The organism is Streptomyces sp. AJS327, from assembly GCF_013450295.1.
Taxonomy (GTDB): Bacteria; Actinomycetota; Actinomycetes; order Streptomycetales; family Streptomycetaceae; genus Streptomyces.
Genome location: NZ_SKBR01000002.1, coordinates 40,109 through 55,840, shown reverse-complemented (window position 1 = coordinate 55,840; position 15,732 = coordinate 40,109). Strand labels below are relative to the sequence as shown.

Annotated in this window: 1 protein-coding gene and 4 pseudogenes; all 5 read right to left on the bottom strand. The window is 68.2% G+C overall.

Annotation, left to right across the window (positions count from 1 at the left end):
- Window positions 1–30 precede the first annotated feature (30 nt).
- Window positions 31–3,015, bottom strand: coding sequence for a type I polyketide synthase (locus tag E0L36_RS10260; protein WP_180928722.1), 2,985 nt, complete (start codon window positions 3,013–3,015; stop codon window positions 31–33).
- A gap of 454 nt (window positions 3,016–3,469) precedes the next feature.
- Window positions 3,470–4,927 (bottom strand): annotated as a pseudogene (locus E0L36_RS28485) (beta-ketoacyl synthase N-terminal-like domain-containing protein); the annotation flags it as partial.
- A 444-nt stretch (window positions 4,928–5,371) separates the two neighbouring features.
- A pseudogene (locus tag E0L36_RS28480) lies at window positions 5,372–8,422 on the bottom strand (type I polyketide synthase); the annotation flags it as partial.
- 141 nt (window positions 8,423–8,563) lie between these two features.
- A pseudogene (locus E0L36_RS28475) lies at window positions 8,564–15,577 on the bottom strand (beta-ketoacyl synthase N-terminal-like domain-containing protein); the annotation flags it as partial.
- Between the two features lie 69 nt (window positions 15,578–15,646).
- Window positions 15,647–15,697: pseudogene (locus E0L36_RS28470) on the bottom strand (hypothetical protein); the annotation flags it as partial.
- Window positions 15,698–15,732: the final 35 nt, after the last annotated feature.

Sequence of the window (15,732 nt, the reverse complement as noted above, 5' to 3'; positions counted from 1 at the left end):
AATCGCTGGAGTCGAACGGGCGTGGGGGCGTCAGCGCTGACCCAGCTCTCGGTCAATGAAGTCGAACACTTCGTCTGGTGTCGCGGACTCGAAGTGCTCCTGTCCGCTGTCCCGTTGGGGCTCGTCGCCTTCACGCCACCGGTCCAGGAGTGACTGGAGACGGAGCGTGATGCGCGCCTTCTCGCGCTCGTCGGCATCCGTCCGCATCAGCGAGTTCTCCAGACGCTCGATCTGGGCGAGTGGGGACTCCGCTTCGCGCGCCCCCTCCGGGAACATCGCGTCGCGGAGGAAGGCGACGACGGCACTCGGCGTCGGATGGTCGAACACCAGGGTGGCGGGGAGCTGTTGGCCGGACAGTTTGCGCAGCCGGTTACGCACCTCGACTGCGGTCACCGAGTCGAAGCCGAGGTCACGGAACGCCCGGTTCTCCTCCACCGCCTCGGGATCCGGCAGTTCGAGCACCTTCGCGGCGGCCTCGCGAACGACGTCCAGCAACTCGCTGTACTGGTCCTCGGCGTTCAGCCCGGCAAGCCGGTCCCGCAGGGACCCCGTCCCCTCTCCGGATACGGCGCCGCTCTGCTCCTCGCTGGTCAGGGCCAGGCGACGGACCTCGGGCAACTCCTCTATGAGGGGACGACGACGGGCGGCGGTGAAGGTGGGCACGAACCGGTCCCAGTCCACGTCCGCCACGGCGACGAAGGTCTCGTCGAGAGTGAGTGCCTCGTGCAGGGCGGCCACCGCGTGCTCGGGCGCCATCGGCCGGATACCGACACGCGACAGGTACTCCTCCCCGCCGCCTTCCGCCATGCCGCCGCCACCCCAGAGGCCCCAGGCGAGCGATACGGCCCGGCGACCCTTGCCGCGCAACTGCTCGGCCACGGCGTCGAGGTAGGCGTTCGCGGCGGCGTAGGCGCCGTGCATGCCGCTGCCCCACACACCCGAGTTGGAGGAGAACAGCACCAGTTCGTCCACCGGATGTTCGTCCACGGCCGCGACGAGGTTCTGCGTGCCGACCACCTTCGCACGCAACAGTTCGGCGAAGTCACCCAGTTGGGACTCTCGAATCGTCGTGCGCTGGGGAACGCCAGCAGCGTGGATGACTGTGGAGATCCTCGGATAGCCGTCGTCCGCCAGGACGGCGTCCACCTGCTCGCGGTCGGCGATGTCACAGGCGACGACCGTGGTCGGCGTGCCCTGATCCGTCAGTTCACGAGCCAGCTCGCCGACGCCGGGGGCGTCGGGACCGGACCGGCTTGCCAGAACCAGGTGTTCGGCGCCGTGCCGGGCCAGCCAGCGAGCCAGGTGGCCGCCGAGCGCCCCGGTGCCACCGGTGATCAGTACTGTGCCGCTGGGCTTCCACTCCGGACGGTCGTCCGAGGGCGCCGGAGCGTGCTGGAGCCGACGGGCGAACACACCGACGGTACGTAGCGCGATCTGGTCCTCGACCGACTCGGCCAGCGCGGCGGCCAGCTGACTGCCGGTACCGGCCTGCCAGGTCGTGGGCAGGTCGATCAACCCGCCGTAGTGGTCAGGGTGTTCCAGACCGAACACCCGCCCCAGCCCCCACACCGCCGCCTGCGCCGGGTCCGGTGCCGCGTCCGCGCCAGGCGTGCTGACCGCACCGCGGGTCAACATCCAGAGCCGGGCGCCCGTTTGCTCGACAGCCGCCTGGACCGCCGTCAGCACGGAGGCCAAGCCCGCAGGTAGTCCCGCGTGTTCGGGATGATCCCGGTCGAAGCCGCTCGGGAGGTACGCGATGTGCTTGGCTCCCGAGAACAGTTGGACGACACCGTCCCGATCGGAGTCGTTGGGCAGGATCCGCAGCTCGACCTCAGCGCCAGCCTGCTCCAACGCCCGCTGAACGTCCGCTGCTTCGGCACTGTCGTGGCAGACCAGCAGCCAGCGTCGGGACAACCCGCCGGTCTGCTGGGCGCCCAACGGGGTCCAGCCGACCCGGTAGCGCCACGCGTCATGTACGGAAGTACCCGCCGCCACAGGCACGTCCGTGGCCTGGCCTGGCGCGTCGAGCCAGTAGCGCTGGCGCTGGAAGGCATACGTGGGCAACTCCACCGGCTCGGCCTTCCCCGGCAGCACCCGCGACCACTCCACCGGCAACCCCACCGTCCAAGCCGCACCCAGACTCCTCAGCAACTGTTCCGGTTCAGGCTGGTCACGACGCAGGGTGTGCAGCACCCGGGCCTCGGCCTCCGGGTCCGACTCCGCGAGTACCCCAGCCAGGGCGAGGTTCAGCACCGGATGCGGGCTCACCTCCACGAACGCGCGGTGTCCCAGGGCGTGCGCGGTGCGCACCGCGTCCGCGAACAACACCGGCTCCCGCAGGTTCCGGTACCAGTAGTCGCCGTCCAACTCCCCGTCGAGAACCGGTTGTCCGGTCACCGTGGAGACCAGTACCACTCCCGAACCGGAGCCCCGGTCAACGACCCCGGCCAGTTCGCTCCGCAGCCGTTCCTCCACCGCCTCGACCTGCGCGTGGTGTGAGGCGTAGTCCACCTCGATCAACCGAGCGCGTACGCCCGTCTCCTCCGCCCGGGCACACACCTGCGCCACCCCCGACGGCGGACCACTCACCACCACCTGCCCCGGAGCGTTGATCGCCGCCACCGAGACCCCTTCCGGCAGCAGACCCTCCACCTCCGCCACGTCCAAACCGATCGAGGCCATCGCACCCCCACCCGCCAACCCCCGCAACGCACGCGACCGCAACGCCACCACCCGCGCCCCATCCTCCACACTCAACCGACCCGCCACCACCGCCGCCGCGATCTCCCCCTGCGAATGCCCCACCACCACATCCCCCACCACACCCACACCCCGCCACACCTCAGCCAACGACACCATCACCGCCCACAACACCGGCTGCACCACATCCACCCGTTCCAGGGTGGGGGCGCCGGGTTCGCCGCGGAGTACGGCCAGCGGGGAGTAGTCGAGGTACGGCTGGAGGGCGTCGACGCAGGCCGTGAGGTGTTCGCGGAAGACGGGCGACGCGTCCATCAACTGGACGCCCATTCCGGCCCATTGGGAGCCCTGGCCGGGGAAGACGAGGACGGTCCGCCGATCGTCCGCGGCGGTGTCCTGGGCGAGGTGGCGGGTGGTTTCGCCATCGGCGAGGGCGCGCAGTCCGGTGAGCGGGTCGTCTGCTCCCCCGACGACGACGGCCCGGTGGGCGTGGGCGGCGCGTCCGGTGGCGAGGGTGTGGGCGAACCCGCCAACCGCGGGCTGACGCCCGGTGGTCGCACGAGACAGTCCACGACACCGGACCGGCCACTACTTCGGTCTCAACTTCCCCTTCGACAACTGGAGTTGAGTTGACGACGGTTCGCGCCGCGGACACGTCGAGTTCCGGTGCGGGCTCCGTGGCCGTCGCTTCTCCGGCCACGAACGGCTTCGTCGCCTTCGCCTGCGACGGCATCGCCGGCGGCTCTTCCAGGATCACGTGGGCGTTGGTGCCGCTCACCCCGAACGACGACACCCCGGCCCGACGCACCCGCCCGTTCGCCTGCCACGGCACCGGCTCCGTCAGCAGACGCACGTCACCCATGGACCAGTCCACATGGGGCGAGGGGGTGTCGGCATGCAGGGTCGCCGGGAGCAACCCGTTCCGCAGCGCCATCACCATCTTGATGATCCCGGCCACACCCGAAGCGGCCTGCGAGTGGCCGATGTTGGACTTCACCGAGCCGAGCCACAGTGGACGGTCCTCAGGGCGTTCCTGGCCGTACGTGGCCAACAGGGCCTGGGCCTCGATCGGGTCACCCAGGGTGGTGCCGGTCCCGTGGGCCTCCACGGCGTCGACCTCGGCGGCACCGACTCCGGCGTTCGCCAACGCCTGCCGGATCACCCGCTGTTGGGACGGGCCGTTCGGCGCTGTCAGACCGTTCGACGCACCGTCCTGGTTAACAGCCGAACCACGCACCACCGCCAGCACGTTGTGCCCGTTCGCCACCGCGTCCGACAACCGCTCCAGCAGGATGAGCCCCACGCCCTCGGCCATACCCATCCCGTCCGCGTCGGCGGAGAAGGACCGGCACCGGCCGTCGGGTGACAGCGCGCCCTGCTTGCTGAACGCCACCAGGGCGCCCGGGGAACCCATCACGGCGACGCCGCCCGCGAGTGCCAGCGAGCACTCTCCGAGCCGCAGCGCCTGCGTCGCCAGGTGCACCCCGACCAGGGACGACGAGCAGGCCGTGTCGACCGTCACCGCTGGCCCCTCCAGGCCGAACGTGTAGGCGATGCGGCCGGAGAGGACGCTCGACGCGCCACCGGTGAGCATGTGTCCCTCGGCGCCCTCCGGCGCGTCGGTCACGTTCGCCCCGTAGTCCTGGTAGTTGGAGCCGACGAAGACGCCCGTCGCGCTGCCCCTCAGCAACTCCGGGTCGATTCCGGCGCGTTCGAAGGTCTCCCAGGAGGCTTCCAGCAGCATGCGTTGCTGCGGGTCCATCGCCCGGGCCTCGCGTGGGCTGATGCCGAAGAACGTCGGGTCGAAGAGGGCCGCGTCGTGCAGGAAGCCACCGCCCTCGGCGTACACGCTGTTCGGGCGGTCCCGGTCCGGGTGGTACAGCGACGACATATCCCAACCGCGGTCCGTCGGGAACCCCGCGATGGCGTCGCCCTGTTGGGAGATCAGATCCCACAGTGCCTCGGCGGAGTGCACGCCACCGGGGTAGCGGCAGCTCATCCCGACGATGGCGATCGGCTCACCGCTGAACGCCACCGACTGGACGACGGGTTCGACCGAACTACCTCCCCACACCTCGTTCTTGAGGAAGACCGCGAGCGCCCGCGGTGTCGGGTAGTCGAAGACCACCGTCGCGGGCAGGTGGATTCCGAGGGCCGTACCGAGCCGGTTTCGCAGGTCGACGGCGGTCAGCGAGTCGAACCCGAGGTCGCGGAACGCTCGGGTGGGAGTGACGGTGTCCGCGTCGGCATGGCCGAGCACGGCCGCCACCTCGGTTCGGACCGTCTCTAGCAGCGCGGCCTCCCGCTCCGCCTCGGTGGCGGTGGCCAGCCTGCTCACCAGCGCCGAAGAACCCTCGGTGTCACGGTCGTTGGAGCCCTTCTCGGCAGAGTCGAGGGCCCGGACCTCGGGCAGCTCGGAAAGCAGGGGACGTTCCCTGGCCGCGGTGAAGACAGGGACGAAGGTGGGCCAGTCGACCTCAGCGAGCGCCAGAACCGTCTCCCCGCCACCGAGGACCTGAGCGAGCGCGTCGAGTGCGCGGTCGCGGTCGAGGAACGGAAGACCTTGCCGGTACATCTGGTCGGGATCCACTCGCCCCAGGTCGAGTTCGGTGTCCCAGATCCCCCACGCTACGGAGGTGATGGGCTGAGAGGCGGCCCGGCTCTCAGCCAGCGCATCGAGGTAGGCGTTGGCGGCGGCGTACGCGCCGTGCATCCCGCTGCCCCATATCCCGGCGATGGAGGAGAACAACACCAGCCGGACGTCAGGGTGATGGGCACCGAGCAGTTCCGCGAGATGGTCGGCACCGGTGCACTTGGCGTCCAGGACCGTGTTCAGGTGGTCCGGTGTGGCGTCGCGCAACCAGGCCAACTCGATGATGGCAGCGGTGTGGATAACGGTGGTGACGGGCGGGCCGTCGACGCTGTCCAGGAGGTCGGCGAGCTGCTGCCGGTCGGTTATGTCGCAGGCGGCGACCGTGGTCGGCGCACCCAGGGCGGTCAACTCCTCAGCCAACTCCCGTGCTCCCGGAGCCTCCAGACCCGAACGACTCACCAAAACCAACTGCTCCGCACCGCTCCGCACCAGCCACCGCGCCAGATGGGAGCCGATTTCACCGGTGCCGCCGGTGACCACCACCGTGCCCGAGGGCCGCCACACACGACCACCAGCAACCGAGGACACCGGAGCATGCTGCAAACGGCGCACGAACACGCCCCCCGCGCTCACCGCGATCTGGTCCTCCACCGGATGCGTCAACGCGGCAACCAGCTGACCATCCGTACCCGACCGCCACACCGTCGGCAGATCAACCAACCCACCGTAATGATCCGGGTGTTCCAGACCGAACACCCGACCCAGCCCCCACACCGCCGCCTGCGACGGATCAGGCACCACATCCGAACCCGGCGTCGCCACCGCACCACGAGTCAGGAACCACAGGCGACACGGAGATCCCAGATCGACGGTCGCTTGCATAACGGTCAGGGCGGTGGCTGGCTCGTCGACTCCCTGCGTCAGACAGGCAACGTGCTCGGCGCCAGAGAGGAGTTCGGCGACGCTCGCCCGATCGGGCTGGGCGGGCAGCACCCGCACCTCGACCTCGGCACCGACTTGCTCCAACGCCGCCTTAACGTCGCTTACCTGGTCGCTGTCCCGACATATCAACCTCCATTGACGCGGCAGTCCGCCGCTCGTGGGCTGGGCGGCCAGTGGAGTCCAGCCGACTCGGTAGCGCCACGCGTCCGTCCCCGAGACCACGGAAGGAGCCGGAGCTGGGGCGTCGAGCCAGTAGCGCTGGCGCTGGAACGCGTACGTGGGTAGAGCGACCGGCGCCACCTTCGGCAGCACCCGCGACCACTCCACCGGCAACCCCACCGTCCAAGCCGCACCCAGACTCCTCAGCAACTGTTCCGGTTCGGGCTGGTCACGACGCAGGGTGTGCAACACCCGCGCGTCCGACTCCGCCAACACCCCCGACAAGGCCAGCCCCAACACCGGATGCGGACCCACCTCCAAAAACACCCCATGCCCCAGAGCGTGTGCGGTACGCACCGCGTCCGCGAACACCACCGGCTCCCGCAGATTCCGGTACCAGTAGTCGCCGTCCAACTCCCCGTCAGGAACCGGTTGTCCGGTCACGGTGGAGACCAACACCGGGCCCTCGAACACGCCGCCATCCGCAGCCATGACCGCGGCCTGGTCGACGACCGGCGCCAACTCCGCCCGTAGCTCCTCCTCGATGGCCTCCACCTGCGCGTGGTGCGAGGCGTAGTCCACCTCGATCAACCGCGCCCGCACCCCCGCCCCCTCCGCCCGGGCACACACCTGCGCCACCTGCGACGGCGGGCCGCTGACGACCACCTGCCCCGGAGCATTGATCGCCGCGACCGACACCCCCTCCGGCAGCAGACCCTCCACCTCGACCGCGTCCAGACCGATCGAGGCCATCGCACCCCCACCCGACAACCCCCGCAACGCACGCGACCGCAACGCCACCACCCGCGCCCCATCCTCCACACTCAACCGACCCGCCACCACCGCCGCCGCGATCTCACCCTGCGAATGCCCCACCACCACATCCCCCACCACACCCACACCCCGCCACACCTCAGCCAACGACACCATCACCGCCCACAACACCGGCTGCACCACATCCACCCGCCCCAACCACCCCTCATCAACCCCCAACAACACCTCACGCAACGACCACCCCACAAACGGCTCCAACGCCCGCTCACACTCCACCAACCGCCCCACAAACACCGACCCAAGAACAGAACCCGCACCCGCACCCGACCCCGACTCCGCCGCCTCCAACAACCCACGACCCATCCCCAACCACTGACCACCCTGCCCCGGAAACACCAACACCGCCCCCGACAACGACCCCACAGCCACCGACCGCTCCTCACCCGCCACCCCATCCAACCCCGCCAACAACTCCTCCACACCCGACCCCACCACCACAGCACGGTTCTCCAGACCAGACCGGCCACTAAGCCGCACCGCCACACCCGCCAACCACTCCGCATCCACCCCACCCGCCGCCACTCGCTCCCGCACAAACCCCGCCAACCGCGCAGCCTGACCCCGCAACCCCGCACCCCCACGGCCCGACACCACCCACGGCACCAACCCCAACTCCCCCTGGCCGCCCGACCCCTCGCGCTCCACCCGCTCACCCAACTCCCGCTGCTCACCGCGTTCGCCATCCTCAGCGCCAAAGGCGGCCACCGCCGGAACCCGAATCACGGCGGGCTTCGCCGGGGCGGGCGGCTCCTCCAAAATCACGTGCGCGTTCGTCCCACTCACACCAAACGACGACACCCCCGCACGACGCACCCGCGAGTCCGACACCTCCCACGGCACCGACTCCGTCAACAAACGCACCTCACCCGCCGACCAATCCACCTGCGGCGACGGCTCATCCACATGCAACGTCACCGGCAACCGCTCATACCGCAACGCCATCACCATCTTGATGACACCCGCCACACCAGCAGCCGCCTGCGTATGACCGATGTTCGACTTCACCGACCCCAACCACAACGGACGGTCCTCCGGGCGGTTCTGCCCGTAGGTCGCCAGCAGGGCCTGGGCCTCGATCGGATCACCCAACCGCGTCCCCGTACCATGCGCCTCCACCACGTCGACCTCGCCCACGCCCAGCCCGGCGTTCGCCAACGCCTGCCGGATCACCCGCTGCTGCGACGGACCATTCGGCGCCGTCAAACCATTCGACGCACCATCCTGATTCACCGCCGAACCCCGCAACACCGCCAACACCTCATGCCCATTCGCCACCGCATCCGACAACCGCTCCAACAACACCAACCCCACACCCTCACCCCACCCAGTACCATCCGCCGCCCCCGCAAACGACTTACACCGACCATCCCCCGACAACCCACCCTGCCGACCAAACTCCACAAACGTCGCCGCCGACGACATCACCGTCACCCCACCCGCCAACGCCAACGAACACTCACCCAACCGCAACGACTGCGCCGCCAAATGCATCGCCACCAACGACGACGAACACGCCGTATCCACCGTCACCGCCGGACCCTCAAACCCCAACGCATACGACACCCGACCCGACACCACACTCGTCGTATTCCCAATCCCCACATACCCCGCCGCCTCCTCAGGCACCACACCCAACCGCGCCGCATAATCCTGCGGAATCACCCCCACAAACACACCCGTCCGACTCCCCCGCAACCCCAAAACATCCACACCACCATCCTCCAACGCCTCCCACGCCACCTCCAACAACAACCGCTGCTGCGGATCCATCGCCAACGCCTCACGCGGCGAAATCCCAAAAAACCCCGCATCAAACAAACCCGCCTCATAAACAAACCCACCACCACCAGGAACCACACCACCCACACCCTCCAACACCCCCACATCCCAACCCCGATCCACCGGAAAACCACCCACCGCATCCCCACCCGACCCCACCAAACCCCACAACCCCTCACCCGACACCACACCACCCGGATAACGACACCCCACACCCACCACCACCACCGGATCACCCTCCACCACACCACCACCAACACCAGAACCAGAAACAACCTCAGAACCAACCCCACCCCCACCCCGCACCAACCCACACACAAACTCCGCCAACACCCCCACCGACGGATGATCAAACACCACCGTCGCAGGCAACCGCACCCCCAACACCACACCCAACCGATTCCGCAACTCCACCGACGTCAACGAATCAAAACCCATCTCCCGAAACGCCAACCCCACCGGAACCTCCACCCCCGACCCAAACCCCAACACCCCAGCAACCTCAACCCGGACAGCCTCCGTGATCGCGGCCAGCGCCTGACTCCTGGACATGCGGGCCACGCGGTCCCGTAGACCGCTCGCAGCCGATCCACTCGCCCGGCGCTTACGCGGCGACCCATCGCGCACCAACTCGCGGAGGATCTGCGGCACCAAGGGCGCCTCCTGCCAGGCACGCCAGTCCCAACGGGCCGCCACCGGAACGGTTTCCGGCAGCTCCATCGCCCGGCCCAGCAACGCCATCCCCTCTGCCGGTGAGAGTCCGGTAACGCCACCGCGCGCCATGCGGGCTACGTCGCCGTCGCTGAGCCCTCCAGCCATCCCCTCCTCCACATCCCACAACCCCCACGCCACCGACTGACCCACCAACCCACGAGACCGCCGCCACCCCACCAACCCATCCACAAACCCATTCGCCGCCGCATAATTCGCCTGCCCCGGAGAACCCACCACACCAGCAACCGACGAAAACACCACAAAAAACGACAAATCAAAACCACGCGTCACCTCACTCAACCACCACGCCCCACCCGCCTTACCACCCATCACCACACCCACCCGATCCCCCGACAACGAACCCACCACCCCGTCATCCACCACACCCGCCAAATGCACCACCCCCGACACCACACCACCACCCGACACCACACCATCCACAACCCCCTCCACCCCACCCCGACACGACACATCAGCCGCCACCACATCCACCACCACACCCAACCCACGCAACCGCTCCACCACACCCACCACCGAACCCACCAAACCCCGCCGACCCACCAACACCAAACGCCGCACACCCCACTCCGACACCAACCACTCCGACACCACACCACCCAACACACCCGTACCACCCGACACCACCACCACACCCTCCGGATCGAAGGGCACCGGCAGGGTCAGCACGTTCTTGCCGACATGGCGAGCCTGGCTGAGGTGGCGGAACGCCGCGGGCGTGCGGCGCACGTCCCATGCCGTCATCGGCAGCAGCTCAAGTCGTCCCTCGGTGAACAGCGCCAGCAGCTGGGAGAGCATCTCCCCGATGGTGGTGGGTTCCGGTTCGGACAGGTCGAAGGTGCGGTAGGTGACGCCGGGCGGCAGGGACGTCCCGTCCCGGACGTCGGTCTTGCCCATCTCGATGAACCGACCGCCACGCGGCAGCAGTTCGAGCGACGCGTCAATGAACTCCCCCGCCAGGGAGTTCAGCACCACATCGAGCCCCTCCCCGTATGTCGCGTCGAGGAACGAGGTACGGAAGTCGAGGTCCCGGGAGGAGGCGATCCGGTCGTCGGACAGTCCAAGTCCCCGCAGCGTCTCCCACTTCGACGGGTGCGCCGTCGCGAACACGTCCGCCCCGAGGTGCCGTGCCAGCTGGACGGCCGCCATTCCGACACCGCCCGTCCCCGCGTGGATGAGCACACGCTCACCGCAACGGAGGTCGGCGAGGTGCACCAGCGAGTAGTACGCCGTCAGAAACGCCACCGGCACCGAGGCCGCCTCTGCGAACGACCACCCTTCGGGGATCGGCGCCACCGTCCGCGCGTCGGCCACCACCACGTCACCGAACGACTCAGACATCAGGCCCAGAACCCGGTCGCCGACGGCCAGTTCAGTGACGTCCGGAGCGACCTCTGTCACCACGCCGGCGCCCTCACTGCCGATCGTCGCGTCATCCGGATACATGCCCAACGCGATCAGGACGTCCCGGAAGTTGAGACCGGTGGCCCGCATCGACAACCGAATTGTCCCGGACGGCAGCGGTCCGGCCGCCTCCGGGTGGGGAACCGGGGTCAGTTCCGTCAGCGTCCCGCCCGGTCCGGCTGACAGGCGCCACGGTCCGTCCTCCGGAAGCCTCAAGTCGTCGGTCTCGTCGACCTCCGCGAGCGCCGGTGCGATCAACTCCCCTCCGCGCACCGCCAACTGGTCGAGTTCGCCAGACCGTACGGCAGGCAGCATCCGCTCAAGGAGGGAGTGCTCATCCGCCGCATCGGTCTGCGGGTCGAGGTCCAGGAGAAGGAATCGCTCAGGGTGTTCCGTCTGCGCGGATCGCACCATGCCCCAGACCGCGGACATCGCGGGGTCCACGGGGTGCAGCGGATCCTCCGTGGTCACCGCGCCCCGGGTGAGCACCAGCAACCGTGCGTCGTTCAGCTTCGGAGACGCGAGGAACTCCTGTATCTCGCCCAGCAGGCGCACCACCATTGATTCGGCGCGCGCCGCTCCGTCCTCACCGGCCTCAACTCGCCCCGTATCACCGCACGTTGACAACACCACGAGCGAGGGTGATTCCGCCCCGTCCGGCAACGCCTGGGCCAGCGCGGCCAGATCCGCGTACCCGTCTCTCGCGTCACCCACGAGCACCCAGTCGGCCGTCGATTCCTCCGCACGGGCATCGACCAACTCTGACGCCGACGACCACCGCATCCGCAGAAGCCGCGGCTCGGACGCCGAGGAACCCGCGAGAGTCTGCTGGTTGATCGGCCGGAAGACGAGGGAGTCGATGGTGACAACCGGCTGCCCGCTCGGATCAACAGCCTCCACACATACCCCATCGGACCCCTGACGCCGCAGCCGCGCGTGCAGCGTCCGCGCACCAGACCGATAGACAGTCACACCACTGAACGCGAACGGCATCCCACCCTCGAACTCAGCGACCTCCCCGTCACCGCCAGCGGTGACGGCCAACGCATGCAACACCGCGTCCAACAACGCCGGATGCACCACATACCCCGCCGGATCATCCGGCAACACCACCTCCGCGAACACATCCCACCCATCCCGCCACACCCCCCGCAACCCCCGAAACACCGGACCATAATCAAACCCACCCCCAGCCAACCGATCATAGATCCCCTCAACAGCCACCACCTCACCCGACGGCGGCCACCCCCACTCCGGCACAAACCCCTCCGCACTGACGGGAGTCGGCGCGAGCACACCCGTCGCATGCAACGTCCACACCTCACCATCAGCCACATTCCCACTCCCACCGCTGGCGCTGGTGCTGGTTGCGGTATCGGGACGGGAGTAGACACTCACCCCACGCCGACCCTCCCCATCCGCATCCTCCACCACCACCTGCACCACCACACCCCGCGCACCCTCACCCTCAGACACCACCAACGGCGCCCGCAACATCAACTCCTCCACACACCCACACCCCACCTCACCCCCCACATACGCCACCACATCCACAAACGCCGTCCCCGGCACCACCACCACACCACCCACACCATGATCAACCAACCACGACTGCCCCACCACCGACAAACCACCCACCCACACCACACCCCCACCAGCCAACGACACCCGCGCACCCAACACCCCATGCCCCCCACCCACCAACCCCCACCCCGACAACCCCGAAACCCCAGACCCCACAACCCCATCCACCCAAAAACGCCGCCGCTGGAAGGCGTACGTCGGCAACTCCACCGACCCCGCACCCCGGGGCAGAAGCCGCCGCCAATCCACCCCCACCCCATGAACATGCAGCCGAGCCAAACCAGTCAACACCCCCGCCACCTGGTCCCGCCCACGACGCATGAACACCGCCGACACCTCCCCCTCACACCCACCCAACACCGCCGTCAACGCCGGCTGCGGACCCACCTCAGCCCACACCCGCACACCCAACCCCCGCGCCACCCCCACCGCATCACCAAACCGCACCGGCCGACGCGCATGCTCCACCCAATACGCCACACCACCAAAATCCGAACCCACCACCCCACCCGACACCGTCGAAACCACAGGAATCCGCCCCGGACCAAACGACAAACCCTCAATCCGCTGAGCGAACTCCTCCAAAATCGGGTCCATCAACGGAGTATGAAAAGCGTGACTAACCGGCAACCACCGCGTCCGAAACCCCTCACCCGACAACACCCCCACCACACCACCAACCGCCTCCGCCTCCCCCGCCAACACCACCGCCTCCGGACCATTCACAGCAGCTACCCACACACCCTCCAACCCCTCAACCCGCCCCTCAACCTCCGCCACCGACGCCGCCACCGAAACCATCACCCCACCCGACGCCAACCCCTGCATCAAAACCCCCCGCGCACACACCAACCGCACCGCATCCGACAAACTCAACACACCCGACGCCACAGCCGCACTGACCTCCCCCACCGAATGCCCAATCAACACATCCGGACACACCCCACACTCCTCCAACACACGCCACAACCCCACCTCCAACGCCACCAACCCCACCTGCGCAAACACCGTCTCCCCCAACAACCCCTCACCCACACCGCCCCCACCCACACCGTCCTCGCCGTCCTGGCCGTCCTGGCCGTCCTGGCCGTCCTGGCCGAACAACACCGGACGCAACGGCCCAGGCAACAACCCATCCGCCACCTCACACACCTCATCCACCACACCCGCGAACACACCAAACCGCCCATACAACTCCGCACCCATCCCCACAAACTGCGACCCCTGCCCCGTAAACAACACCGCCAACTTCCCACCCACAGACGAACCCACAACCACACCCTCAACCCCAACACTCGAAGCTGACACCCCGCCCTCAGCCACCGCATCCAACCCCGACAACAACCCCTCCACACCAGACCCCACCACCACAGCACGATCCTCCAACCCCGCACGACCCACCAACCCCGCAGCCACACCCGCCACATCAACCCGCTCACCCGCCGCAACACACTCCCGCACAAACCCCGCCAACCGCGCAGCCTGACCCCGCAACCCCACACCCCCACGACCCGACACCACCCACGGCACCAACCCCAACTCCCCCACCACAGACACCGACTCCACCTCAACGGACGTCGCCGGGGCGGGCGGCTCCTCCAAAATCACGTGCGCGTTCGTCCCACTCACACCAAACGACGACACCCCCGCACGACGTGTTCGTCCTTCGCCCTGCCAGGGCATGGGTTCGGTCAGCAGTCGCACCTCACCCGCCGACCAGTCCACATGCGGCGACGGCTGATCCACGTGCAACGTCGTGGGAAGGCTCCCGTGTCGCATGGCCATCACCATCTTGATGACACCCGCCATGCCTGAAGCGGCCTGCGTGTGACCGATGTTGGACTTCACCGAACCCAGCCACAGCGGACGGTTCTCGGGACGGTCCTGCCCGTAGGTGGCCAGCAGGGCCTGGGCCTCGATCGGGTCGCCCAGCGTGGTGCCGGTGCCGTGCGCCTCTACCACGTCGACCTCGCCCACGCCCAGCCCAGCGTTCGCCAACGCCTGCCGGATCACCCGCTGTTGGGACGGACCGTTCGGCGCCGTCAAACCGTTCGACGCACCGTCCTGATTGACCGCCGAACCACGCACCACCGCCAACACCTCATGACCGTTGGCCACCGCATCCGACAACCGCTCCAGCAGCAGAACACCGACGCCCTCACCCCACCCCGTACCATCCGCCGCCGACGCGAACGGCTTACACCGACCGTCAGGCGCCAGGCCGCGCTGACGGCTGAACTCCACGAACGCACCTGGGTTCGACATCACGGCGACGCCACCGGCGACCGCCAGCGAGCACTCCCCCGCGCGTAGGGCCTGGGCGGCGAGGTGCAGGGACACCAGGGATGAGGAACAGGCGGTGTCCACCGTCACGGCCGGACCCTCCAGGCCGAAGACGTACGCGAGTCGGCCCGACACCACACTCGCCGCGTTCCCGGTCAGGAAGTAGCCTTCGCCACCCTCACCGGCGTGGTCGGCGAACATGCCGTAGCTCTGGGCTGAAGCTCCCACGAACACACCGGTGTTGGTGTTCCGCAGCGTGTTCGCGTCGATCCCGGCGCGCTCGATGACCTCCCAGGTGCACTCCAGGATGAGCCGCTGTTGCGGATCCATGGCGCGGGCCTCACGGGGGCTGATTCCGAAGAACCCGGCGTCGAACTCACCTGCGTCATAAACGAATCCGCCCGTCGACGTGTACGAGGTACCAGTCTGGTCGGGGTCGTCGTCGAAGAGCGATTCGAGGTCCCAGCCCCGGTCCGTCGGGAACTCGGAGATGGCGTCGGTGCCATCGGCGACGAGGTCCCACAGTTCCTCCGGTGAACGCACTCCACCGGGGAAGCGGCAGCTCATACCCACGATAGCGATGGGCGCGTGCTGCTCGGCTTCCAACTGTTCCAGGCGCTGGCGCGTCTCGTGCAGGTCCGTGGTGACGAACCTGAGGTAGGACCGAAGCTGTTCCTCGTTAGCCATTTTCGTGGGGCCTCTCACAACGTGTTGCAGACAAG

Bases quoted from the DNA above. Each gene is read 5' to 3' on its own strand.
- E0L36_RS10260 (WP_180928722.1), bottom strand. From the start codon at position 3,015: ATGGACGCGTCGCCCGTCTTCCGCGAACACCTCACGGCCTGCGTCGAC.